The following is a 22674-nucleotide window of genomic DNA, read 5'->3' as shown; positions in this document are numbered from 1 at the left end:
CGGCGGGCCGGCGCGGGCGTGCCGGGCTGGCCGCGGCCGAGGCCGTCGCGCTGCGCGCCAGGTGCCAGGACGCGCGCACGCCTCTGCTCGACGACCTCGACCTCGGCGACGTGCTCAGCGCCAGGGAACGCCAGGTCGCCCTGCTGGCCGTCCGGCACACGAGCAGGCAGATCGCCGCCCGGCTCGGCCTGGCCGTACGCACCGTGGACAACACGCTGGCGCGGGTTTACACCAAGCTCGGGATCTCCGGCCGGGGCCAGCTCAGATCCCTGCTGACGGTCACCGACCAACCGTGGCTGGGCCGGGATTCTTGAGGTGTGTCCAGATGAAGCGTTAGATGTCCACTTTGTAACGAAGTATTGACGTCCCAGGATGTGGAGGGTTAACTTCCTTGGACCTTCAGGATTAACGTTCACGTGAACGTTAATTCTCTCGTTCTAGGAGGACGACTTGGTAAGCGATGATCTACGTCGCGCGCTGATCGCGGCCGATCCGAAGCTGTCGAAGTTCAACCCGCTGCCCCGCATCCTCGCCTTCGACGAGTTCAACACCGGCACCCACGGCTGGACCGAACTCATCGGCAACCACGACGGCCACGGCAACCTCGACACCGTCGACAAGCACATGCGCGACTTCCGCCCGCCGCAGCTCAGCTCGTGCGACTTCTTCGACACCGGCACGCACGGCGCGATGAGCGGCACGTACGCGCTCAAGGTGGCCACCAGGCCGGTCACCGGGCACACGGCGGTGGCCATCCGCCGGCTGACGATGGCGCAGCGCGGGATCGTGCAGTTCGAGACGTACTTCACCTACAAGAGCGAGGCGGCGACGGCGGAGTCGAGCCTCGGCAACACCTTCGGCGACATCGAGTGGGACGGCAACCTGCACCCGTCGGAGGCGCAGTTCGGCTGCTTCACGATCGCGACCGACCTGTGCGACGGCGACGGCATCCGCTACCACACGGTGATGCGCTACCAGAACACCGACCTGGACAACAAGCTGACCAGGCGCTGGGTGTACCCGGTGGTGCCCGAGCCGACGCCGCGGGAGAACCTGCACAACCAGGACAACCTGGTGGCGACCGAGGACTTCACCGCGCCGAACCCCGACGACTGGCACGCGCTCGACGAGGACCCGCAATTCCTCTGCTACAACGAGGTGCCGACCAAGGTCAACTGGCACTATCTGCGCTGGCAGTTCGACACCCGCTCGCGGACCAACGTCGAACTCCAGGTCAACGACCGGGTGATGGATCTGCGTAACGTTCCCGTGCCGCAATATCCGGACAAGTATGACGGCTTGGAGAACCTGCTGAACTTCTACGTCAGCGTGCGCACCCATTCTCCCGTCCGCAACTTCCTTTTCCTTGATTCCGCCCTGATCTCCGTGGATTGGTGAGCATCGGCATGAAGAACGCTCAGACCGCCGTACTCGAGCGGAACACCACTTTCACCGCAGATTTCACCACCGAACCGTACGAGTGCGGGTGGGCGGCCGAAGCCCGATGGTTCGTACGTACGCTGGAGCTCGAAGGCGAGCAGCCCAGCCTGCACCTCGTCACCCAGGTCTCCCCCGACGGGCTGCACTGGTGCGACGAGGAGACACCCGAGCTGGTGACCACCGAGCCGGGAATGGTGTCCTGGCGCGTACGCGAGTTCGGTCACTGGCTGCGACTGAGGGCTTCACTTCGCGGGGGCGATCCGAAGGCGAAAGTCCTGATCTACCTGGCACTCAAGAGCTGACAGAGCCTGACAGAGCTGACTAGAAGGTAAGCGACATGGACGATGTAGGCAGGCGCCAATTCCTCACCCTCCTCGGAGGCGCTGTCCTGATCGCAGGATGCGCCCCCGGCGGGCCCGGCTCGGGCTCCGGCCAGGACTCCCCGCTCAGCGCCGCGTTCAACCAGGCCATCAACGACCTGGACCCGCACGGCCCGAGCGCGGTCGACGAGGCGTCGCTGCTGGCCAACCGGCAGATCTACGACACGCTCGTGACCAGGAACGGCACCGAGCCGGCGCCGAGCCTGGCCACGTCGTGGACCCGGCCCGACGACAAGACGTGGGTGTTCACCCTCCGCGAGGACGTCACCTTCCACGACGGCAGCAAGTTGACCTCGGCCGACGTGAAGGCGTCGCTGGACCGGCTGGTCAAGTCGACAGGCCCGCAGAAGCCGCTGTGGGCCGCGGTCGACTCGGTCGAGGCGCCCGACGCGCGAACCGTCAAGATCACCACCACCGAGCCGCTCGGCGCGATGCTGGTGAACCTGACGCTGGCGTTCATCCTCCCCGCGGCCCAGATGGGCAGGTCGGGCTTCTTCCGCAAGCCGGTGGGCAGCGGGCCGTTCGCCGTGGAGTCGTTCACGCCGTCGTCGCAGCTCGTGCTCACTCCCGTGCAGGACTACTGGGGCGGCGCGCCCACGCTGCGGGGGCTGCGCCTGCCCTACATCCCCGAGGCGTCCACGCGGATGACCGCGCTGCAGAACGGCGAGGTGGACGTCACCTGGATCATCCCGCCCGACGAACTCCAGCGCCTGCGCCAGGTGTCCGGGATCTCCGTCGAGAGCACGCCGGGCCTCAACTACTTCCTGACCTGGTTCAACTGCGGGCGCAAGCCGTTCAGCGACCCCAAGGTGCGCCGCGCGCTGCACCACGCGCTCGACGTCAAGGGCATCGTCGCCAACCTGTACGGCGAGGCCGCCACGGTCATGGACGCGCCCATCCCGTCGTCGGTGTTCGGCCACGCCCCGCAGCAGCCCTACGCCCACGACCCCGACCTGGCCAAGAAGGAGCTGGCCGAGGCGGGATACGCCGACGGCATCCGTACCTCGATGATGTGGTTCAGGGACACCGGGCCGCTGGCCACCGAGCTGGCCCAGTCGTTCATCTCGGCCTGGGCAAAGGTGGGCGTGGTCGTCGAGCCGCAGCAGATCGAGAAGGCCGCCTGGATCAAGCGGTTGACCGCCCTCGACTGGGACATCGAGCTGCAGGTCAACACCGTGACCACGGCGGACGCCGACTACACGCTCGGCCGCCTGTACACCTCCGAGGCCAACCGCATGGGCTACGCCAACAAGGAGCTGGACGCGATCCTCGCCCAGGCCAAGTCCACCGCCGACCAGGAGCGGCGCAAGGCCCTGTACGGACAGGCGTGCGAGATCATCTGGTCCGACGCGGTCGGCGTGTTCCCCGCGTCGCTGGCCGCCACCTACGGCGTGCGCTCGACCGTCAAGAACTTCCGCCCGGCGGGCAACAGCCAGCCCGAGTTCAGGACGGTCTCCGCCGATCATGCCTGACGGACGCCGTACGACGCTGAAGGACATCGCCGAGAGCCTCGGGGTGTCGGTCAACACCGTGTCGCGGGCCCTGTCCGACAAGGACAGCGTGGGCGTGGAGACCAGGAACCGGGTCAAGGCGGAGGCGGCCAGGCTCGGCTACGTGCCGAACGTGACCGCCCGCTCCCTGGTACTGGGCTCCGCGACCACGCTCGGCATGGTGATCACGAACCCGTCCAACCCCTTCTACGCCCAGCTCATCAGCGGCGTGGAGCAGCACTGCCGCAAGCACGGCTACTCGCTGCTGCTGATGGCGACCGAGGAGTCCGTGGACAACGAGCGGCGGGCGGCCGAGGAGCTGCTGCGCCGCGGCGTCGACGGGGTCCTGGTGGTGGCCGTGCAGGAGGGCGCGGAGCACTGGCGGCCGTTCCGCTCCGCGGGGGTGCCGCTGGTGCTGATCAACCGTGACGTCCCCGAGCTGAACGCCGACCTCGTCGGCGTCGACCACGCCCGCGGCGGCTACGAGACCGCCAGGCACGCCATCGAGCAGGGCGCCAGGAAGATCTACTTCCTGGAGGAGGACCTGGGCGTCTCCTCCGTGGTCGACCGGGTCGAGGGCTACCGCCGCGCCATGGCCGACAGCGGGCTGCCGATGGGGCCCGACGCGGTGATCAAGGTGCCGACCAGGCGGTTGGAGCAGAGCGCGATGCCGTGGGACCCGAGCGAGGCGTACCGGCTGGCCCGCGAGGTGATCGCCACCGACGATCGGCCGCTGGCGTTCGTCGCGGGCAACGACTATTTCGCGCTCGCCACGTACCGGGTCGCGCACGAGGCGGGGCTGCGCATTCCCGAGGACGTGCTGGTCGTCGGCTACGGCGGCTACCCCTTCGCGCCTTACGTCATACCGTCGCTCACCTCGGTCGACCTGCCCGCCGCGGAGATCGCGGTGTCGGCCGTCGACCGCATGCTGCGGCGGCTGACCAGGTCGGCTACGGGGGCTCCGGAGAAGGTGCTCTTCCCGCCGGCGCTCACCGTACGAGGATCGAGCCGCCCATGACCCTCTTCCTCGCACGCCGCCTCGCCCAGGCGCTGTTGCAGATCTGGGGCGCGGTCACCATCGTCTTCGTCGCGCTGCGCGTGCTGCCCGGCGACCCCGCCGAGCTGATCCTCGGCAGCCAGGCCACCCCTGACCAACTGGCCGCGCTCCGCACCGAGATGGGCCTGGACCGGCCCCTGCTCGTGCAGTACTTCGCCCACCTGGGCGACGTGCTGCGCCTGGAGTTCGGCGAGTCCTGGCGGCAGGGCGGCAGCGCGCTGGACGCCACGCTGGAACGGCTCGGCCCCACGCTGAGCCTGTCGGTTTGGGCCATGATCTTCACCGTGGTGCTCGGCTTCCTGGCCGGCACGTTCGCGGCCAGGCGCGCGGGCACCGTGGCCGACCACCTGGTCTCCGTCTCGTCGCTGGTCGGGCAGGCCCTGCCGCCGTTCTGGATCGGCATCATGCTCTCCCTGATCTTCGCCAGGCTGCTGCAGATCCTGCCGAGCACCGCCGACGGCACCATGGCCAGCCTGCTGCTTCCCGCGCTCACGCTGGCGCTGCCGTTCGTCGGCTGGCTCGGCCGGCTGGTACGCACGGGGATCCTCGAGGAGATGAACCAGGACTACGTGCGCACGGCGCGGGCCAAGGGCCTGAGCAGGCGGGTGGTCTTCTACGTCCACGTGTTGCGCAACACGCTGGTGCCCGTCGTGACCATGCTCGGCCTGCTGATGGGCTTCTTCATCGCCAACGGGGTGATCGTCGAGGTGGTCTTCGCCTGGCCGGGGATCGGCTCGCTGCTCATCGACTCGATCACCTTCCGCGACTACTCGGTGGTCGAGGCCGTCCTCATCGTGGTCACCGTCTGCTACATCACGCTCAACCTGCTGGTCGACGTGCTCTACAGCTATCTCGACCCCAGGATCCAGTTGGAGAACGCATGACGCTCGACACCGCCGTCCTACGGCGGCTGCCCCTGCGCGGGCGGCTGGCCATCGGGACCGTGCTGCTGTTCGCGGTCGCCGGCGTGGTGGGGCCGGTCCTCGTCCCCTTCGACGCCGCGGTGACCAGCCCGCAGGACCGGTTGCTGCCTCCGGGCAGCCGGTTGTCCGACGGGGCCGTCGCCTGGTTCGGCACCGACCAGGTGGGCCAGGACCTGGTGGCCGAGGTGCTGTCCGGCATGCGTACGTCGCTGACCGTGGCGCTGGTGACCGTGCTGGTGGGCGGGTCGATCGGGCTGCTGCTCGGCCTGTTGTCCGGATATTTCGGTAGCTGGGTGGATGGCATCATCTCCCGCGTCGGCGACATCCAGCTCGCCTTCCCCAGCCTGCTGCTGGCGATCCTGCTCGCGGGCGTGCTCGGGCCCAGCATGGTCAACGTGATCATCGCGCTCGCGGTGACCCGATGGGTGATCTTCGCGAGGGTGGTGCGCGGGTCGGCGCTGTCCGTACGGCACCGCGAGTTCGTCGACTCGGCCCGCGTGCTCGGCGCCTCCAACGGGCGCATCCTCATCCACTACATCCTGCCCTCCTGCCTGCCGCCGCTGCTCGTCGCGGCGACCGTACAGGTCGGCCTGACCATGGTCGCCGAGGCGTCGCTGAGCTTCCTCGGCCTCGGCGTGCCCACCACGCAGGCGTCCTGGGGCGCCACCATCGCGCAGGGCCGCGACTACCTGGCCTCCGCCTGGTGGATCGCCGCCGCGCCCGGCCTCGCGCTGGCGCTCGTGGTGGTCAGCATCGGCGTGCTCGGCGACCTGCTGCGAGACCTGTCCGACCCGATGACGGAGCTGAGCGCATGAGCCCCCTGCTGGAGGTCGAGGACCTGGCCGTGGAGTTCGGCGGCACCCGCGTGGTGCGCGGCGTCTCGTTCCAGGTCGAGGAGGGCGAGACGGTGGCCGTCGTCGGCGAGTCGGGCAGCGGCAAGAGCGTGACCGCGCAGTCGCTGCTCGGCCTGGTGCCGCACGGAGCCCGGCTGGCGGGCGGCCACATCAGGATCGAGGGGCAGGAGGTCACCGGGCTCGCCGAGGAGCAGTGGCGGAAGCTCCGCGGCGAACGCATCTCGATGATCTTCCAGGATCCGCTCAGCGCGCTGAACCCGTCACTGACCGTCGGCTACCAGATCGGCGAGATGTTCCGCAGGCACCGCGGCCTGGGCAGGAAGGAGGCCCGCGGCCGGTCGGCCGAGCTGATGGCCCTGGTCGGCATCCCCGACGCCGCGCGCCGGCTGGACGAGTACCCCCACCGCTTCTCCGGCGGCATGCGCCAGCGCGTGATGATCGCCATGGCGCTGGCCCTCGACCCCCGCCTGCTCATCGCCGACGAGCCGACCACCGCGCTGGACGTCACCGTGCAGGCCCAGATCCTGCGACTCCTGCGCGAACGCCAGCGGGCGGAACGCCTCGGCATGATCCTCATCAGCCACGACCTGGGCGTGGTCGCCCGAGCCGCCGACCGGATCGCCGTCATGTACGCGGGCCGGATCGTGGAGACGGGCACCGTGCCCGAGGTGTACGAGCGCCCCGCCCACCCCTACACCCGCGGCCTGATGCGCGCCGTGCCCTCGCTGCGCGACGACCGTCCGCTGGAGATGATCGGCGGCGGGCCGCCCGACCTGAGCAAGCCGCTGACCGGCTGCTCCTTCGCCGCCCGCTGCCCGTTCGCCCGCGACGTGTGCCGCGAGAACGACCCCGAGCCCCGTCCGCTCGGACCCGGGCGCACCAGCGCCTGCCACTTCGCCGAGGAGGTGATCGCACATGCTTGAACTCGTCGATCTCGTCACCACCTACCGCACTCGCAGGGTCGAGGTGCAGGCGGTGGCCGGGGTGAGCCTCACCGTCGGCGAGGGCGAGACCGTGGGCCTGGTCGGCGAGTCCGGCTGCGGCAAGTCGACCGTGGCCAGGACCATCGTCGGTCTGGTCCGGCCCGCCTCGGGGAAGGTGCTCTTCGAGGGCAAGGACCTGGCCGCGCTGCCCGCCAAGGAGCTGCGGCGGCTCAGGCAGGAGATCCAGCTCATCTTCCAGGACCCGTACGCCTCGCTCAACCCGCGCATGACCGTGGCCGCGCTGATCAAGGAGGCCTGGCGCATCCATCCCGGCCTCGTGCCCCGCGAACGCTGGGACGACGAGGTACGCACCCTGCTCGACCGCGTCGGCCTGCGGCCCGAGCACGCCGACCGCTACCCCCACCAGTTCTCGGGCGGGCAGCGCCAGCGCATCAGCATCGCCAGGGCGCTGGCCGTGCGACCCCGCCTGATCATCTGCGACGAGGCCGTCTCCGCCCTCGACGTCTCGGTACGCGCCCAGATCCTCAACCTGCTGCGGGAGCTCCAGCGTGACCTGGGCGTCGCCTACCTGTTCATCTCCCACGACCTCGGCGTCGTCCACCACCTGTGCGACCGGGTGGCGGTGATGTACCTCGGCAAGATCGCCGAGATCGGCCCGAAGGACGCCCTCTATGCCCGGCCCGCCCACCCCTACACCCAGGCGCTGCTGTCGGCCGCGCCCGGCGTCGACGACTGGCGGGACACCGACCGCCAGGAGATCGTCCTGACGGGGGACGTTCCCTCGCCGCTGTCGCCGCCGTCCGGCTGCCGGTTCCGCACCCGGTGCTGGCTGGCCCAGGACCGGTGCCGCGAGGAGGAGCCCACGCTGATCGACAGGGGCACCGGCCACCCGGTCGCCTGCCACTTCGCCGCCTAGCTCCGCGCCGCGCCTCCCGGCCCGATGCGGCGCGGCGCCCGTGGTCAGCCTGTGGTCAGCCAGTGGTCACCGGTGTCCGTCGAACAGCTCGGCCCGCCGCGCGACGAACTCCTCGACCGTCTGGGCGGGTCGCCCGGTGATCTGCTCGACCGTGCGGGTGGAGCGGTCGTACCTGTTCTCGCGGTGCAGCCGGGCCATGGTCGCGATGTGCTCCTCGGTGTGCGGCCCCAGCCCGGAACGGGACAGGACGTCGTCCTCCCACACCTGCGCGGGCACGTCCTCGTAGGTCACCGGCCGGTGCAGCGCCCTGGCGTACTCCTGCGCGACGGCGGTCATCGGTTCCGACCTGGGCCCGGTCAGCTCCAGAACCTTCCCGAGGTGCGGCCCCGGGTCCCGCAGGATCGCGGCGACCACGCGGGCGACGTCGTCGGCCGCGACGGGCGACGTACGGCCGGTGCCGAAGGGCAGCCGGAGGGTGCCGCTGTCGGCGATGGACCGCGCGGCCAGCGTCGTGAACAGCGGGTTGTCCAGGAAGACGGTGGGCCGGACGTGCACGACCGGCAGCCCGCACCAGTCGAGCACCTGGTCCGACAGCCAGTGCAGGCGCTGCTGGTGCGACTCCTCGGTGCTGAGCGCGTCCATCTGCGACACGGTCATCTGGGACATCGCGACCAGGGCCTCGATCCGGCCGACCGCCCGCGCCACGCTCGCGACGGTGACGGCGGCCTCCAGGTACGACGGCGACACGCTCATGCTGAACAACATCCGGCCGACACCCTCGACGGCCCGCGCCACGTCGGCCGGGTTGGTGAGATCGCCGACGACCACGTCCGCGCCGAGCGCCCGCAGCGCCGCCGCCCGGTCGTCGTCGTGGTGCACCATCGCCCGCACCGCCAGGCCGCTCTCGCGCAGCAGCCCGGTGACGGTACGCCCCACTCCCCCGACGCCGCCTCCGGCACCCGTCACCAGCACCAGCTCGTTCTCCGCCATGGCCCTCATCACCTCACTGCGACCAGGCTAGAGTCCGCCTCTTGAGGCTTGTCCAACGTGCGGTTCAAGATTGCGCGCGGGGCCGGAGACACCAGCCGCGGCCCGATCCCGGGTGACGCGGCGGCGCCGGGCCGGCAGGCCGAGCAACGGGTTGGCGACACTCCAGGCCGCGCCCGTGCAGATCAGCTCCTTGTACACGGCGGCCGTCCTGCCGGTCAGCGCCGCCCGCACGGAACGGTCGTCGGCGGTGACGTACTGGATCAGCCCATCCTTGCGGCCCAGCGAGATGCACTGGTTGACGTAGCGGATCGGCGCGTTCGGGAGCTTCCCGCCGGTCAGCCGGGCCGCGATCGCGTCGGCGGCCTGCCAGGCGGCCGGAATGCCCGAGGAGCACGACATCCGCAGCGGCTTGTTCCCCGGGCCCATCGCCATGGCGGCGTCGCCGACGGCGTACACGTCCGGGTGCGAGACCGAGCGCATGGTCCCGTCGACCACGATCTGTCCGGTGCCGGTGACCTCCAGGGCGCTCGCCCGCGCGATGGGGTGGACCGCGAAACCGGCGGTCCACACGGTGACCGCGGCCGGGATGACCTCGCCGTCGGCGGTGACGATCCGGTCGGCTTCGACGCCGGTGACGGCGGCGTGCTCGTGCACGGTGATCCGGAGCCTGGCGAAGACCTTCCGCAGGTGCTCGCGGCCCCTGGGCGAGAGCCCGTCGCCGAGGTCGCCGCGGGTGGCGAGGGCGACGTCGAGGTCGGGGCGGGCCTCGGCGATCTCGGTCGCGATCTCCACGCCGGTGAGGCCGCCGCCCACGACGACCACGCTCCGCCCGGCGTCGAGACCGGCCAGGCGCCCGCGCAACCGGAGCGCTCCGGGACGGCCCGCCAGCTCATAGGCGTGCTCGGCGGTCCCGGGGACACCGTGGGCGTCCCAGGCACTGCCGAGGGCGTAGACGAGGGTGTCGTAGTCGAGTTGTTCCATTGCGCCGGACTCGGGCGCGATCAAACCGGCGCCGGACCCGGGCGCGATCAAACCGGCGCCGCACTCGGGCGCGATCAGACGGGTGGGGGACCCGATCGAGCTGGTCGTGTCGGTGGCGGTGACGGTCCTGCGGTCGACGTCGACGCCGGTGACCTTCGCGAGCCGCAGTTCGACGCCGGTGCCCGCGAACATCTCGCCGAACGGCCGGGGCTTGAGGTCCTGGCCGGTCGCCACCTGGTGCAGGCGGACGCGTTCCACGAAGTCGGGCTCGGCGTTGACGAGGGTGATGGCGACGTCCTCGCGGTGGAGCCGCCTGGCGAGCCGACCGGCGGCGATGGCTCCGGTGTATCCGGCCCCGAGGACGACGATGCGGTGCTGCATTTGCTGCCTCCTGTCGTGCGTTCGCCCCTTGAACCGGGCGGCCCGCCGTTTCCTGACAGGAACACGATGTGAAGCACCTCACACCGCCCTCAGAAGACGTTGTACAGGGGCTCTCCACGATCGTCGGCCGCCCAGCGCGCGGTCGCGCGTTCGAGCTTGTCGGGGTTGGCCTGGTTGCGGAACGCGACGATGCCCTCGGCGGTGACCTCCAGGCACATGACGGCGACGACCCGGCCACCGACGACGGCCACGACGGCGGGGTCGCCGTTGGCGGTCGAGGCGTAGAGGCTGAGTGCGCCGCCGACCAGGGCGCGCTTGGCCTCGCCGGGTTTGCACAGGCCCCACAGGAACTTCGCGACCACGACGGCGCCCACGAACGGCTTGGCGCGGGCCGGAACCTTCCCGCCGCCGTCGCCGACGGCGATGGCGTCGCTGGTGAGCAGGCGTACGAGCGGCTCGGTTCGGCCGCTGGTGGCGGCGGCGAGGAACTCCTCGACGATCCGCCGGGCGGCGGCCGCGTCGATCTCGGCGCGGGCCTTGCCGTCGGCGACGTGCTTCTTGGCGCGGTGGAAGAGCTGCTGGCTGGCGGCCTCGGTGAGGTCGAGGATCTCGGCGATCTCCCGGTGCGGGTAGTCGAACGCCTCCCGCAGCACGTAAACCGCCCGCTCGTTGGGCGAGAGCCGCTCCATGAGCGTGAGCACCGCGTACGAGAGCGATTCGCGCTGCTCGGCGGTGTCGGCCGGGCCGAGCATCGGGTCACCGGCGAGCAGCGGCTCGGGAAGCCAGCAGCCCACGTAGGTCTCGCGGCGGGCCCGCGCGGAGGTGAGCTGGTTGCGGCACAGGTTGGTGAGGGCCCTGGTCAGCCACGCCTCGGGGACCTCGATGCGCGCCACGTCGGTGGCCTGCCAACGCAGGAAGGTCTCCTGCACGGCGTCCTCCGCCTCACTCGCGGAGCCGAGGAGGCGGTAGGCGATGGCCTCCAGGCGCGGCCTGGCGGCCTCGAACCGGTCGACGTCGTTCGCGCTCAAGGGCACGGGCCGATCCTAGCCCGCGACGAGTTGACCAGGGCGCGCGCCTACGGCTGGCCGGCGGGGTCGAGATTGGCGTAGAACGCGGTGATACGCGCCTGCGCCGCCCGCGCGTCGGCCTCCGGCGTGCCGGTGGCGACGGACTTGTCCGCCCAGCGGCGACTGCTCTCCGCGATGAACCGCCTGCCGCCGACGCTCTCGGTCCACGCGTTGACGGCGGTGGCGACGGCGTCTCCCGTGGCCAGGTGGTGAGCCAGGCACAGCAACCAGATGTCCCAGCCGATGCCGGACTCGCCGGCGCCGTACTGTGCCCATCGTTGCGACGCTATGTCGGCAGAGTGGATCACGGTCAGCCGCGTCCCGCCCTCCGCCTCGGCGTCCTCGGCCTCCTCGGCGCGGAGCCGGACCTCGACCAGCGACGTGTCATCCCCGTAGTCCCAGCTCACGACGAAGGACTTGGGAGCGTGACAGCGCCGGACGACTCCGGCAGCGGTGTCCTCGAGCTGGTAACGCCCCTCCACCCGGAGATCACCGCTGACCGGCCCCAGCCACTGGGCCAGCCGCTCCTGGGTGGTGCACGCCGCCCAGAGGCTCTTCGGGTCCACGGGATACGACTGGCTCAGGGTCACCGCGGAGACGACCACGTCCTCGTCGGGGGTGGCGGTCAGCGACCGCTCCACCGCGTCGAGCTGGGCTTCGACGATCGATGACTCGAAATTGGCCACAACTACTCCATTCCGTACGGGCCCCGGCGGGTGCGGTCAGGGCCTGATGGCCGATGACCGCAGCACCTGATCACCGCATCACCACATCACCGCGTCCACCAGCAGCCCATGCGGGCACCTCACGTTCTGGCGCCCCACAGCGGCTTCCCGGCGGCACTGTAGATCACCACATTGCCATCGTCCTGGACCTGTAGGAACGCGCCGGGGTTGGGCGCCGTCCTAGTGCTCCAGAGCGGCTTCCTGCCGGGGGTGTAGATGGCGAAGTTGCCGTCGCTCTGCATCACCGCGAACGCGCCCGGGTGCCCGGCGGTCTTGCTGCTCCACAGCGCGGTGTTGGCGTGCTGGAGGACGAGGTTGCCGTCGTTCTGCATGAGCAGCACGTACTGGCCGTTGGCCGAACGGCGGGACTGACCTGCGTAGAGCTTCTGGCCGGGCAGCAGCTTGTTGCCCGCCGCGGCCTGTTCGGCCGTGGCGGGCGCGGACGCGGACGCGGCACCGGCCACGACGGGCAGAGGCGACAGGGCGGCGACGGCCACGAGTATGAGTACGGCAGCGGTCTTCATGGGACTCCGATTCGAGGTCTGGTTCAACGGCTCGGGCCTCCCGTCATCACCACGGGTCTCGGGCGCACGTCAGCGCCCGCCGGGAGGACCGCCCGAGCGATCAGAAGCCTGGCAGACCGGTCTGTCGTCTTCCTGTCGTGCCGATTTCACGAGCGGCTCCGCCGCCGAGGCCGCCGCCGTCGCTCAGCGGGCTCGTTCGGCAGGACGCTCACCCGACGACGAACGGGAGCCTCGCCGCCGCCTCCCCGAGTTCGGCCCGCTCCGCGTCGGTCGGCGCCCGCCGTCCGGTGCCCACGAGCAGCGCGTCCTTGTCGGAGAAGGACGCGGGGAACGCGAACCCGGCGATCTGCTCCAGCATCGCGCGGGTACGGGCGAGCCCTTCGGCGGGCGGCCCCGGCACGTCAGGCAGGTAGGCGACCAGGTCGAGGTGGTGCAGCGTCCACTCCAGGACGTACGCGGACAGGTAGTCGCCCGCGGTGAGGACCACGTCGCGGGTGCCGACCCGCAGGGCCGGGTCGGCCAGCTCGGCGGCGCGCCCGGCGGCGGAGCCGAGGTCGTCGAGGTGGAACTTGAGCAGCCAGGGCTCCTCGTACGCCGCGGCCAGCCGGACGATCAGCGCGTCGAGCGGGTCGTCGCCGGTCGGCGGCGTGTCGGAGACCTCCCAGTAGGTCACGGAGTCGCGCGTCGGTTCGGTGTCGGCGGGGGTCACCAGGGTGATCAGGACGTCCTGCGCGTCAATGATCAAATGGCACACCAGGTCTCGCACCCGCCAGCCCGCACAGCCCGACGGCTGCTCGAAGACCTCGTCGGGAAGCTCGGCGACCGCCGTGCGCAACGCCGTCCAAGAGGGTGAGAAGAGATTCATCCCGGCACGGTAGTGCGGCGCCGGGACGACCGACAAGCGCCGACCGCGCGGCACGCTGAATCGGGCCCGAGTCGCTCGGGCCCGATTCGGCTCAGCCCGGGTCAGAGCCGGTCGCGAATCTGCTCCAGTTCCTTCAGCTCCCCCTCCTGAGTGGTGATGATCTGCTTGGCGAGGTCTTTGGCCTGCGGGTTGGCCCCGTCGGCCTCCTCCGTGCGCGCCATCTCGATCGCTCCCCGGTGATGGGCGATCATCTGCTGGACGAAGAGCTTGTCGAAGTCCTTGCCCTGGGCCGCCGCGAGCTTGCGCATGTCCTCCTCCGACATGCTGCCGGGCATGTCGGGCGCCATGCCCGGCGTCGGGGTGGGCTGACCCCAGGAGGAGAGCAGGTCCTTCATCGTCTGGCTCTGCTGCTCCTGCTCCTTCTCGATCCTGGCGGCGAGCTGCTTGACCTCGGGGTCGGAGGCCCGGTGGGAGGCGAGTTTCGCCATCTCGATGGCCTGTTGATGGTGCAGGAGCATTTTTTGGGTGAACTTGACGTCCGCCGCGTCGAACGTGGGCGACGGGTGCCCGGCGGTCGCGGTGCCCGTCGGCATTTCGGTGGCGGTGCCCGTCGGCGTGCTTTCGTTCATCGCCTCGTACTCGGCTGTGGAGCCGCCGCCGCTGCACGCCGTCGACAGGGCGAGTGCGCTCGCGGCGATCGTGAAGGAAACCTTGCGATTGTTGCTCATGATTGCGTCGCTCTCTCGATTCCGTGCGGACTGCCGGCTTTTTTGCGGACAGCCTCGGAGTCCATCCGCGATGTTTCGCCGAGAGCAGGAAAGGGTTTCTGGAGCGGACAATCGCCTCGTGACTAACGCGTCAGCGCGCTTTCCGACGGTACGTCATTCATCGGCCCTCCTCGGGCTGGACGAACACCCACCTCCCCCATTACTGACCGGGTTCGCGCGATCTATTCGCTCATTCGTGGCAAATCCCGTCCGGGGTCGGGTTCAGCTCAGCGCGCGGGCGGGCCGGTTGGCGGCAACGGCCAGGACCGCCCCCGCCACGGCCGCGACCGCGGCGGCTCCGAAGGCGGCGGCGCCGGTGTCGAAGGGCCCGATGAGGCGACCGGCGACGGCGGTGCCGAGCCCGTACCCGGCCCACATGAAGGTCTGGAGCCAGGCGAAGACCTCGGTGCGGTAGTGGGCGGGGGTGTGGTCGGCGAGCAGGGTCGGCACGACCGCGTCCCGTGGCCCGGTCGCCAGCCCGACCACGGCGATCAGTACGGCGAGCGCCACGAAGCTCGGCGCCCAGCCTCCGGCCAGCAGCACGACGGCCTCCGCGAGCGACAGCAGCACGAGCAGGCGCACGCCGGTGACGGGCCAGGCGCGGGCGCCGTACCCGAGGGTGCCGAGGAGGGCGCCGGCCGACAGCAGGCCCATCAGCACACCGGCGGAGGCGGCGGAGCCGAACACGGTGGCCGAGGCGACCGTGGCGACGCGCAGGCAGCCGAAGGTGAACGTGCCGAGGGCGGCGATGCTCAGCAGCAGGACCGTACGCCGGTGGCCGAGCGGCCCGGCCGGCCGGAGCCTGCCCGGCGGAGCGGGTGCGGCCCGCCGGATCGTGGGGGAGGCCAGGAGCAGCGCCGTGCCGAGCAGGACGGCGGCGCCCGCGGCGGCCACCACGTCGTGCGCCGTCATGGCCAGGATCATGACCGGCACGAGCAGAGGACCGACGATGAACATCAGTTCGTTGACCGCGTTGTCCACCGCGTACGCGGCAGGCAGGGCGGCCTCGGGGACCAGTCGTGGCCAGGCGCTTCTGATGATCGAGGCGGCGGGCGGCGTGGTGGCCCCGAGCAGCACCGCCGCGCCGATCATCAGGGCGGGGGGTGCGAGCAGGAGCAGGGCGTAGGCCGGCGCGTGGGCGGCCAGGTAGCAGATGAGGGTGGGACGCGGGCCGTACCGGTCGGCGATGCGTCCGCCGGGCGGCGCGCACAGGGCCAGGGCCAGCGCGTGGCCGGTGAGCACGAGCCCGGCGGTGGCGTAGGAGCCGAGGCGGTCGACGGCGGACAGCAGCAGGGCGAGGCTGAGCACGGGCGTGCCCAGTTTGACGATGAGCCCCGCGACGAGCAGGTGAGGGACCCCGGAATGGGCGAGCAGGCGGCGGTAGGGGGCGAGCATGGCGACTCCGTTACCATCTAACAGGATTACGCCCATGACACACGAGAGATTGTTACCAGTCAAATGGAAATAGCCTGTAACGTGACTCGGCAGGCACCGCTGATCGCCGAGCTGGTCAACCTCGCCACGGCCCGCTGGTGGCGCGGCGCCTCCGTGCGGCCGCTGACGGGCGAGGAGCTGGCGACGACGTTCGCGGCCCGGCTCGGCGACCACATGAGCGCGGCCGTGCGCGCCGTCCCCGACGCCGGGGCGCGCCTGGCCGAGCTGGCGGCCGGGCTACGCCAGGCGCTGCTGGCCGAACGTCCCGCCGACCAGGCCGCCCACATCAACGCCATGATCCGCAGGTACGGCGCGCAGCCGTACCTGGCCGAGGACGTCGGCCAACCGTTCCACCTGCACTTTCACGGGTCGGGTGACAGCCAGGTGGAGGCGCTGGGCGGTGAGTTCGCCACGGCGCTGGCGCTCATCGTGGACGGCTACGGCCCCGACCGCTTCGGGGAGTGCGAGGCACACCAGTGCGAGGCGGTCTACGTCGACCTGACCCGCAACGGCTCACGCCGCTACTGCGGCACGGCGTGCACGGCGCGGGCCAAGACCGCCGCCTACCGCAGCCGCCGCCAGTCCTGACGACGGCCGCGACAGGTGGCAGGACCTGGGCGGGCCCGGTTCCCGACCTGGGGAGACCTTCACGTCTGGCCGAGGTCGCCGTGGACCCTGCGGTAGGCGTCCTTGACCCTGATCAGGTCGCCGTCGAACTCGTACAGGTCGCAGCCGTCCACTCGGTGCGTCCGTCCGTACGCGTCCGCGTGCGTGTAGGACCACTGCGCGGCGCCGCGGTCACCGACGACGAACGCGACGCCGTCGTGGGACTCGGACCCGGCATCGTAGGCGAGCATCAGCTCGAAGCCGCGGCGCACCTCGGCACGCCCGCGGAACGTCGCGCCCGGCTCCGGCCCGACCGACGACCGGAAGACGCAGTCGTCGGCCATGAACTCCATGAGCCGGTCGAGGTCCCGGTCGCGCCACGCCGCGCCGAACTCCGCCAGACGCTCCACGGTCATCGCCATGTCCACGATCCTTCTTTCGCTTTCGGCTGTCGCCGCGGGTGGGCGGCAGGTGGGTCAGGTGGCTAGCTCGCCGACAGTGCCCGTTCGAGGTCGGCGCACAGGTCGTCGGGGTCCTCCAGGCCGATCGACAGGCGGTAGAACCCGTCGCCGGCCCATTCGCGGTAGCGGCGCAGGTGCGCCTCGTCGAGTTTGAACGTCGTACGCCGCAGGTCCTCCGTACGCGCCTCCAGGATGAGGCTGCGCGACAGGCCCAGCGAGGCGGCGAAGTGGAAGATCCGCAGCTGGTCCTTCAGCCCGTCGCCGAATCGTTCGTGGTCGGCGACGGTGAAGGCGATCATGCCGGACGGCCCGCTCATCTGCCGCTGGGCCAGCGCGTACTGCGGGTGGGACGGCAACCCGGGATATCGCACGGAGCGAACCTTCGGGTGATCCTCCAGGAACCGCGCGACCTGAGTGGCCCCGCGCGCGTACGCGGCCATGCGGATCGGCAGGGTTTCCAGGCCGCGCAGGATCAGCCAGCAGTTGAAGGCGCTGAGCGTGCCGCCGAGGTGCACCCCGACCTCGCGTCGCAGGCGGTCCATCGGCTCGGCCCTCCCGAGCACCGCTCCCCCCAGCGCGTCACCGTGACCGCCCATGTACTTGGTCAGGGAGTGCACCACATAGTCGGCTCCGAGCAGCAGCGGGCGGGTGACCGCGGGGGTGGCGAAGGTCCCGTCGACGCACAGCTCCGCCCCGTGGTCGTGCGCCACCCGCGCGAGCGCCCGGATGTCCACCAGCTTGAGCACCGGGTTGCACGGCGTCTCGGCGTGGATCAGGCGGGTGTTCGGCCGCAACGCCGCGCGGACGTCGTCGAGATCGGACATGTCGGCGACGCTCACCTCGATCCCCATACCGGCCAGCAGGCCACGGGTGAACTCGGCGGTGCCCGCGTAACTGACGTCGCTGACCAGCAGGTGGTCTCCGGGTGAGAGCACCTGGGTCATCAGCCCGGAGATCGCCGCGATGCCCGTGGCGAACACCACCGCGGCCTCCGCGCCGTCCAGCAGGGCCAGCTTCTGTTCGAGCTGGGCGGCGTTCGGATGGCCCTCGCGGGCGTAGGCGAACGGAACCTCGTCCGCCACGGTCGCCTCGGCGCTGAAGCCGATGCTTCCGTACGCGGCCGCGAAGTTCGTCGAGGTCGCGATGTGCGGCCCGATGGCGCCCGTGGACGGGTCGAGGCTCACCCCGCCGTGCACGGCGATCGTGCTGAAGCCCATGTCGGCCAGGTCTCGTCCCATCGGCACGCCTCCTGAAGCTCTTCGCCCTATAGTGCATCAGAGTGCACTATATGGTGCATTCAAGCAAGCGGTGGTCTCGGCCGGAGGTAGCACCGCCATCAGGTCTCGGGTACCGGGGACGCCACGGGGCCGGGAGCCTGGTCCCGGAGGGAGATCGTTCCTCCCGTCGATGAACAGGGGCGCGGTCGCCAGCAGGCTGAAAGACATGTCCGGCATCAGCGATCGCCTGCATCGCCTGTTCTTCGGAGCCGTCTCACTTCTTCCCGCGTCCGTTCACGGGCGCCTGCTCCGCCGCTTCTTCGAGTGGGTTCATCACGTGCCCGACCCCTGGCGGTACGACACCGAGCCGTACGAGCTCGACAAGTACGAGACGACGTTGCGGCATCTCCCCCGCCGGGCCTACCGCAGGGTCCTGGACCTGGGGTGCAGCGAAGGGGCGTTCACCCGCCGGCTGGCGGGCGCCTACCCCGAGGCGGAGTGCTTGGGGGTGGACGTCTCGGATCGGGCGGTCAGACGGGCGGCCGCGAAGTCGGGCGGGACGGCGAGGTTCGTGGCGCTCGACTTCCTCAACGAGAGCCCCGGCGGCACCTTTGACCTGGTCATCTGCGCCGAGACGCTCTACTACGCGGGCCGCGGCGAACGGCTCCGCCTGGTGTTCGAACGGCTCCGCTCGCTGACGGTGCCGGGCGGTGTCGTGGTCCTGGTGCACGAATGGCCCGAGGCGCGTCACCTCTACCGGGACCTCGACGAGAACCCGTCCTTCCGCCGGGTGAGCGAGCACCCGTACGAGCACCCGGCGCGCTCCTACGCCGTCACCGTCTACGAACGCGTGGACCCCGGCAGGCCCCGGAGCCGTGGTCCCGTGGCGGGCGACCCGGGCGCGGTCCCCTCCCGTGCGCGCATGCGCCGCTTCCGTACGCTGCTGCCGGCCGTCGTGCTCGCCGCGGGAACGGCCGCCGCCGGCCGGCCGGTGATGGACGAGCTGCCCCTCCCCTCCGCCTTCACCGCCGACGTGCTCCAGGCCCGCTACGCGCCCCACGCGTGGTCGGGCCGCCAGTTCCTGGCCCGGAACAGCACGGGCGACGGCCAGGCGATCGAGGTCGTGGGCGATCTCGCCGCGGCGCGCAGGGTCATCGTCTACGTGCCCGGCTCGGGGCAGAGCCTGGCCGCCTTCGACGACTCTCCGGAAAGCCCGGGACGAGCGGCCCACGCGCTGCACGACGAGGCCGCCACGCTCGGGCCGGGAACCGCGGTGATCGGCTGGCTGGGGTACGACACGCCGGACCTCGTCAACCCGGAGATCGCCACCGTCTGGCCGGCCGACAGGGGCGCCCGGCGGCTGCGGTCCTTACTCGCCGCGCTGCCGCGAACCTTGCCGATCAGCCTGGTCTGCCACAGCTACGGCTCGCTCGTGTGCGCTCGCGCCGTCGCGGGGCTGCCGGTCCGCGACCTCATCGTCACCGGCAGCCCCGGCCTGGGTGTCACCAGGGCCTCGGACCTGCGTACCTCGGCGCGGATCTGGGCGGCGCTGGGCGGCAACGACGACGTCTCCCGTCCCGGTCTGCTGATCGGGCCGTTCGGGTTCGGCACCGATCCCGTGCGCCCCGAGTTCGGCGCGCGGGTCGTCGACGGCGGCGACGCCCGCCACCACACCTACCTGCGGCCCGGCACCCGGACGCTGGCGCAGATCACCCACATCGCGGTGACGGGGCGTGAGCGTGCGGCGTGAGCGGCGCATCGACGTGCTGCTCGCCGCGTCCGTCGCGGTCGGGATCCTCGGGCAGTGGCTCGTCACCTCGTACGTCGTCGCGGACGGCCTCCGCGTGGCCGGCCTGCTCGTGGCCCTGCCGGAGTGGGCGCCCGCCACCTGGCTGCTGCAGACCGTGCCCGTGTTCTTCCTCGCCGGCGGATATGCCCGTGGCGGCGAGCGAGCCCCCAATCCGCCGCGACTGCGCCCAGTGCTTGTCTTCCTGCTCGCCTGGGGCGCCGCCCTGGCCGTCCTGTCGGTCAACGGATTCTCCCTCGCCGCCATCGGGGAGATCGTCGGCCCGGTGCTCGCGCCGCTGGAGTTCCTGGCGCCTTACCTGCTGCTGACCGCCATCGCTCCATGGCTGCGCCGGGCGGTGGCTCGACACGGCTGGGTGGCGGCCCTCGTTCCCGCGGTCTGCGTGGCGCTGGTTGATGTCGTCCGCTTCACCTGGCCCACGCTCGGGTGGCTGGGGCACCTCAACACGATCGCCGTGTGGGCGGTGCCGTTCCTGCTGGGGCTGGCGTGGCGGCAGGGCCGGGTCAGCGGGGCGTGGCTGCTCGGCGGGGGCGGGCTGCTCGCGGCGGCGCTGATCGTCCTCGGCGGCTACCCCGTCGCCATGCTGGAGGTGCCCGGCGCACCGGTGTCGAACGTCGCGCCACCGAGCGCGGCGCTGCTCGCCTTCGCGTGCGCGCAGTGCGGGCTCGCCGTGCTGGCGGGCGACCGGCTCGGCCGCCGCGCCGCCGCGCCGCGGATCGCGACCGTGATCAGCGACGCGGCCTGCCCGCTCTACCTCTGGCACCAGACAGCGCCTGCGCTGATCTCGCTGGCCACGGTTCGGCTCGGTCCTGTCGCCGGGCTCACCAGCCCGCCGACCGACGCGTCCTGGCTGCTGCCCAGGCTGGCCTGGCTGCCGCTCTTCGCGGCGACGCTGGTCGGGCTGCTGGCGCTGGCCCGGCCGCGCCGGGGGCGCCCGCGAGATCGCGGAAAGGGCGATTGCCGTGCGGTCGCCACCTGTGATGCGGTGGAGGAATGATCGCCAGGAGCCGTCCCTGGGTGGGGGACGTCGCGACGGCCGTGGTGGTGCTGGTGGCCGAGCTGGCCGGCGTCCACTACTACGGACCGCACCTCAGGGAGGTGTCGATCGCGGTGGTGGCCGCGGCGTTGATGCTGGCACGGCGGCGGCATCCGATCGTCGTGGCCGCGCTCGTCGGCGTGCTCTACCTGGTGGGCACGCAGCCGCCCCGGTACGACGCGCCGGTCAGCGCCATGGTCATCGCTCTCTACGCCGTGGGCCGGCACACCCCGGCGCCGGTCTCGATCGCCACGGCGGCGACGGTCGTGGTCGGCGGCTGGTTCGTCCACGGCATGTCGTGGACGGCCACTCAGCCCGCGATGTCCCTGGCGCTCGCACTGACCCCGGCGCTGCCCGTCGCGGCCGGGCACATCGTGCGCCTGAGCACGGAGCTGTCCGAGCGGCGCAGCCAGCAGATCGCCGAGAACGCGGTACGCGAGGAACGCCGCCGCATCGCCCGCGAGTTGCACGACGTGATCGCCCACCACGTCAGCGTGGTCGGCCTCTACATGGGCGTGGCCAGGCGGACGATCCCCAACGACCCGGAACGCGCCCAGCTCGCCCTGCTCACCGGCGAGGACACCGCCCGCCGGGCGATGACGGAGATGCGCCGCCTGCTGGACGTGCTGCGTACCGACGGGGAGCCGATCGAGAACCAGGCGGACGTCGGGGTGGCCCGGCTGGGGGCGCTGGTCGAGGAGTCGGGCAACGCGACGCTGGAGGTCACCGGGCCGGCCGTCGAGCTGCCGACGACCGTGGACCACGCGGTCTACCGCATCGTCCAGGAGGCGCTCACCAACACGCGCAAGCACGCGGGCGGGGCCAGGACACGGGTGCGGCTGGCGTACCTGCCCGATCTGGTCGAGGTGGAGGTCGACGATGACGGGCGGTCGCGTACCGGGGTCGTCCGGCCGGGGTTCGGGCTGGCGGGAATGGCCGAGCGGGTGTCGCTGTGTGGCGGCGAACTCCGCGCCGGGCCCTCCCCTGAGGGAGGCTTCACCGTACACGCTCGCATCCCGCTGCCGGAGAAGACATGATCAAGGTACTGCTCGTGGACGACCACGCCGTGGTCCGCGTGGGCCTGCGCCTGCTGCTCGACACCGCGCCCGACCTGGCCACGGTGGGAGAGGCCGCCGACGGGCACGACGCCGTACGCCTCAGCCACGAGCTGCGTCCCGATGTCGTGCTGATGGACCTGCACCTGCCCGGCCTGGACGGCGTGGCCGCCACCGAACGGATCGTCTCCGAGCTGCCGGCGGTCAGGGTGCTGGCGCTGAGCACGTTCGACCTGGAGGAGCACGTGGTGGCGGCGCTGCGGGCGGGGGCGTCCGGGTTCCTGCCCAAGGACGTGTCGCCGGAGGAGCTGATCGAGGGCATCAGGATCGTGCACCGGGGCGAGGCGACGGTGGCGCCCCGGCTGCTGCTCGGCCTGATCGGCACGTTCGTCCGCCCGGCCCGCCCGCGCGCGGTCGTGCCGCACACCGAGCTGTCCGTGCTGAGCGAGCGCGAACTGCAGGTGCTGGAGCTCATCGCGCGCGGCCTGTCCAACGCGCAGATCGCGGAGGAGGTGGGGCTCTCGGTGTCGACGGTGAAGAACCGGGTGAGCGACCTGCTCGCCAAGCTCCGGATCCGCGACCGCGCCCAGGCGGTGATCGTCGCCTACGAGTCCGGGCTGATCAGGCCGGGCGACGGACGCGTTCGCCAGGACTGACCGCTGTCGCGAACGCCGCGCTCGGCGGCGGGCTCAACCCAGGCCGACGGGGTTACCGGGTCGCGTCGCGTCTCGCTATAGTGCAGAATGCAATATGG

The 22674-nt window shown here is 71.3% G+C and carries 24 protein-coding genes; 14 read left to right on the top strand and 10 right to left on the bottom strand.

Going from position 1 to position 22674, the window contains the following annotated elements:
• The 9 genes from ABD844_RS12670 to ABD844_RS12630 all read left to right on the top strand — a co-directional run.
• Positions 1–314 (top strand): helix-turn-helix domain-containing protein (locus tag ABD844_RS12670; RefSeq protein WP_344876320.1); only part of this gene is annotated, 314 nt, incomplete at its 5' end.
• Between the two features lie 136 nt (positions 315–450).
• Positions 451–1398, top strand: a complete 948-nt coding sequence (locus ABD844_RS12665; protein ID WP_344876318.1) for a DUF6772 family protein — start codon at positions 451–453, stop codon at positions 1396–1398.
• Positions 1399–1406: 8 nt separating this feature from the next.
• Positions 1407–1742 (top strand): hypothetical protein, encoded by a 336-nt coding sequence (locus tag ABD844_RS12660; RefSeq protein ID WP_344876316.1) that lies wholly within the window; start codon positions 1407–1409, stop codon positions 1740–1742.
• A 35-nt stretch (positions 1743–1777) separates the two neighbouring features.
• On the top strand, positions 1778–3292 hold the full coding sequence (locus ABD844_RS12655; RefSeq protein WP_344876314.1) for an ABC transporter substrate-binding protein: 1515 nt from the start codon (positions 1778–1780) through the stop codon (positions 3290–3292).
• A complete protein-coding gene (locus ABD844_RS12650) occupies positions 3285–4328 on the top strand; it encodes a LacI family DNA-binding transcriptional regulator (RefSeq protein WP_344876312.1) in 1044 nt (347 codons plus the stop codon). Before ABD844_RS12655 ends, ABD844_RS12650 begins: the two co-directional genes overlap by 8 nt.
• Complete coding sequence (locus tag ABD844_RS12645; protein ID WP_344876310.1) at positions 4325–5251, top strand: ABC transporter permease; 927 nt, start codon at positions 4325–4327, stop codon at positions 5249–5251. The genes ABD844_RS12650 and ABD844_RS12645 overlap by 4 nt, the downstream gene beginning before the upstream one ends.
• Positions 5248–6105, top strand: a complete 858-nt coding sequence (locus tag ABD844_RS12640) for an ABC transporter permease (RefSeq protein WP_344876308.1) — start codon at positions 5248–5250, stop codon at positions 6103–6105. The genes ABD844_RS12645 and ABD844_RS12640 overlap by 4 nt, the downstream gene beginning before the upstream one ends.
• Positions 6102–7067, top strand: a complete 966-nt coding sequence (locus ABD844_RS12635) for an ABC transporter ATP-binding protein (RefSeq protein ID WP_344876306.1) — start codon at positions 6102–6104, stop codon at positions 7065–7067. Before ABD844_RS12640 ends, ABD844_RS12635 begins: the two co-directional genes overlap by 4 nt.
• Positions 7060–8004, top strand: a complete 945-nt coding sequence (locus tag ABD844_RS12630) for an ABC transporter ATP-binding protein (RefSeq protein ID WP_344876304.1) — start codon at positions 7060–7062, stop codon at positions 8002–8004. Before ABD844_RS12635 ends, ABD844_RS12630 begins: the two co-directional genes overlap by 8 nt.
• A gap of 66 nt (positions 8005–8070) precedes the next feature.
• Here ABD844_RS12630 and ABD844_RS12625 read toward each other — a convergent pair whose 3' ends face one another.
• The 8 genes from ABD844_RS12625 to ABD844_RS12590 form a co-directional block, all read right to left on the bottom strand.
• Positions 8071–8994 (bottom strand): NAD(P)H-binding protein, encoded by a 924-nt coding sequence (locus ABD844_RS12625; protein WP_344876302.1) that lies wholly within the window; start codon positions 8992–8994, stop codon positions 8071–8073.
• A gap of 27 nt (positions 8995–9021) precedes the next feature.
• Entirely contained in the window at positions 9022–10356 is a 1335-nt protein-coding gene (locus ABD844_RS12620; protein ID WP_344876300.1) for an NAD(P)/FAD-dependent oxidoreductase, read from the bottom strand.
• Between the two features lie 89 nt (positions 10357–10445).
• Entirely contained in the window at positions 10446–11390 is a 945-nt protein-coding gene (gene sigJ / locus ABD844_RS12615; RefSeq protein ID WP_344876298.1) for an RNA polymerase sigma factor SigJ, read from the bottom strand.
• Between the two features lie 41 nt (positions 11391–11431).
• A complete protein-coding gene (locus ABD844_RS12610; protein ID WP_344876296.1) occupies positions 11432–12109 on the bottom strand; it encodes an SRPBCC domain-containing protein in 678 nt (225 codons plus the stop codon).
• A gap of 119 nt (positions 12110–12228) precedes the next feature.
• A complete protein-coding gene (locus tag ABD844_RS12605) occupies positions 12229–12672 on the bottom strand; it encodes a hypothetical protein (RefSeq protein WP_344876294.1) in 444 nt (147 codons plus the stop codon).
• Between the two features lie 208 nt (positions 12673–12880).
• Positions 12881–13537, bottom strand: a complete 657-nt coding sequence (locus ABD844_RS12600; RefSeq protein ID WP_344876292.1) for a maleylpyruvate isomerase N-terminal domain-containing protein — start codon at positions 13535–13537, stop codon at positions 12881–12883.
• Between the two features lie 101 nt (positions 13538–13638).
• The gene (locus ABD844_RS12595; protein ID WP_344876290.1) at positions 13639–14265 is read right to left on the bottom strand and encodes a DUF305 domain-containing protein; all 627 of its coding nucleotides are present in this window, start codon (positions 14263–14265) and stop codon (positions 13639–13641) included.
• Between the two features lie 261 nt (positions 14266–14526).
• Positions 14527–15699 (bottom strand): MFS transporter, encoded by a 1173-nt coding sequence (locus ABD844_RS12590; RefSeq protein ID WP_344876288.1) that lies wholly within the window; start codon positions 15697–15699, stop codon positions 14527–14529.
• 81 nt (positions 15700–15780) lie between these two features.
• On the opposite strand from ABD844_RS12590, the gene ABD844_RS12585 reads away from it, so the two are divergent.
• The gene (locus ABD844_RS12585) at positions 15781–16326 is read left to right on the top strand and encodes a CGNR zinc finger domain-containing protein (protein WP_344876286.1); all 546 of its coding nucleotides are present in this window, start codon (positions 15781–15783) and stop codon (positions 16324–16326) included.
• Positions 16327–16385: 59 nt separating this feature from the next.
• Here ABD844_RS12585 and ABD844_RS12580 read toward each other — a convergent pair whose 3' ends face one another.
• Both ABD844_RS12580 and ABD844_RS12575 read right to left on the bottom strand, forming a co-directional pair.
• The gene (locus tag ABD844_RS12580; RefSeq protein WP_344876284.1) at positions 16386–16766 is read right to left on the bottom strand and encodes a nuclear transport factor 2 family protein; all 381 of its coding nucleotides are present in this window, start codon (positions 16764–16766) and stop codon (positions 16386–16388) included.
• A 62-nt stretch (positions 16767–16828) separates the two neighbouring features.
• The gene (locus ABD844_RS12575; RefSeq protein ID WP_344876282.1) at positions 16829–18043 is read right to left on the bottom strand and encodes a trans-sulfuration enzyme family protein; all 1215 of its coding nucleotides are present in this window, start codon (positions 18041–18043) and stop codon (positions 16829–16831) included.
• A 205-nt stretch (positions 18044–18248) separates the two neighbouring features.
• Between ABD844_RS12575 and ABD844_RS12570 the strand changes: the two genes are divergently transcribed.
• From ABD844_RS12570 to ABD844_RS12555, 4 genes are read left to right on the top strand one after another with little or no spacing between them, the layout of a single operon-like run.
• On the top strand, positions 18249–19772 hold the full coding sequence (locus ABD844_RS12570; RefSeq protein ID WP_344876280.1) for an alpha/beta hydrolase: 1524 nt from the start codon (positions 18249–18251) through the stop codon (positions 19770–19772).
• Entirely contained in the window at positions 19756–20826 is a 1071-nt protein-coding gene (locus tag ABD844_RS12565; protein ID WP_344876278.1) for an acyltransferase family protein, read from the top strand. The genes ABD844_RS12570 and ABD844_RS12565 overlap by 17 nt, the downstream gene beginning before the upstream one ends.
• Positions 20823–21902, top strand: coding sequence for a sensor histidine kinase (locus tag ABD844_RS12560; RefSeq protein WP_344876276.1), 1080 nt, complete (start codon positions 20823–20825; stop codon positions 21900–21902). The genes ABD844_RS12565 and ABD844_RS12560 overlap by 4 nt, the downstream gene beginning before the upstream one ends.
• A complete protein-coding gene (locus ABD844_RS12555) occupies positions 21899–22576 on the top strand; it encodes a response regulator (RefSeq protein WP_344876274.1) in 678 nt (225 codons plus the stop codon). Before ABD844_RS12560 ends, ABD844_RS12555 begins: the two co-directional genes overlap by 4 nt.
• The last annotated feature ends 98 nt before the right edge of the window (positions 22577–22674 follow it).

Origin of the sequence: Nonomuraea antimicrobica (assembly GCF_039536965.1) — a bacterium.
Taxonomy (GTDB): Bacteria; Actinomycetota; Actinomycetes; order Streptosporangiales; family Streptosporangiaceae; genus Nonomuraea; species Nonomuraea antimicrobica.
This window is presented reverse-complemented; position numbering and strand designations above follow the sequence as displayed.

What these genes read in the sequence shown, in the direction of transcription:
- ABD844_RS12635 (WP_344876306.1), top strand. Translation starts at nt 6,102, where the DNA reads ATGAGCCCCCTGCTGGAGGTCGAGGACCTGGCCGTGGAGTTCGGCGGC.
- ABD844_RS12640 (WP_344876308.1), top strand. Translation starts at nt 5,248, where the DNA reads ATGACGCTCGACACCGCCGTCCTACGGCGGCTGCCCCTGCGCGGGCGG.
- ABD844_RS12590 (WP_344876288.1), bottom strand. Translation starts at nt 15,699, where the DNA reads ATGCTCGCCCCCTACCGCCGCCTGCTCGCCCATTCCGGGGTCCCTCAC.
- ABD844_RS12620 (WP_344876300.1), bottom strand. Translation starts at nt 10,356, where the DNA reads ATGCAGCACCGCATCGTCGTCCTCGGGGCCGGATACACCGGAGCCATC.
- ABD844_RS12625 (WP_344876302.1), bottom strand. Translation starts at nt 8,994, where the DNA reads ATGGCGGAGAACGAGCTGGTGCTGGTGACGGGTGCCGGAGGCGGCGTC.
- ABD844_RS12580 (WP_344876284.1), bottom strand. Translation starts at nt 16,766, where the DNA reads ATGGCGATGACCGTGGAGCGTCTGGCGGAGTTCGGCGCGGCGTGGCGC.
- ABD844_RS12655 (WP_344876314.1), top strand. Translation starts at nt 1,778, where the DNA reads ATGGACGATGTAGGCAGGCGCCAATTCCTCACCCTCCTCGGAGGCGCT.
- ABD844_RS12595 (WP_344876290.1), bottom strand. Translation starts at nt 14,265, where the DNA reads ATGAGCAACAATCGCAAGGTTTCCTTCACGATCGCCGCGAGCGCACTC.
- ABD844_RS12645 (WP_344876310.1), top strand. Translation starts at nt 4,325, where the DNA reads ATGACCCTCTTCCTCGCACGCCGCCTCGCCCAGGCGCTGTTGCAGATC.
- ABD844_RS12605 (WP_344876294.1), bottom strand. Translation starts at nt 12,672, where the DNA reads ATGAAGACCGCTGCCGTACTCATACTCGTGGCCGTCGCCGCCCTGTCG.
- ABD844_RS12560 (WP_344876276.1), top strand. Translation starts at nt 20,823, where the DNA reads ATGATCGCCAGGAGCCGTCCCTGGGTGGGGGACGTCGCGACGGCCGTG.
- ABD844_RS12575 (WP_344876282.1), bottom strand. Translation starts at nt 18,043, where the DNA reads ATGGGACGAGACCTGGCCGACATGGGCTTCAGCACGATCGCCGTGCAC.
- ABD844_RS12555 (WP_344876274.1), top strand. Translation starts at nt 21,899, where the DNA reads ATGATCAAGGTACTGCTCGTGGACGACCACGCCGTGGTCCGCGTGGGC.
- ABD844_RS12630 (WP_344876304.1), top strand. Translation starts at nt 7,060, where the DNA reads ATGCTTGAACTCGTCGATCTCGTCACCACCTACCGCACTCGCAGGGTC.
- ABD844_RS12570 (WP_344876280.1), top strand. Translation starts at nt 18,249, where the DNA reads ATGTCCGGCATCAGCGATCGCCTGCATCGCCTGTTCTTCGGAGCCGTC.
- ABD844_RS12650 (WP_344876312.1), top strand. Translation starts at nt 3,285, where the DNA reads ATGCCTGACGGACGCCGTACGACGCTGAAGGACATCGCCGAGAGCCTC.
- ABD844_RS12660 (WP_344876316.1), top strand. Translation starts at nt 1,407, where the DNA reads ATGAAGAACGCTCAGACCGCCGTACTCGAGCGGAACACCACTTTCACC.
- ABD844_RS12600 (WP_344876292.1), bottom strand. Translation starts at nt 13,537, where the DNA reads ATGAATCTCTTCTCACCCTCTTGGACGGCGTTGCGCACGGCGGTCGCC.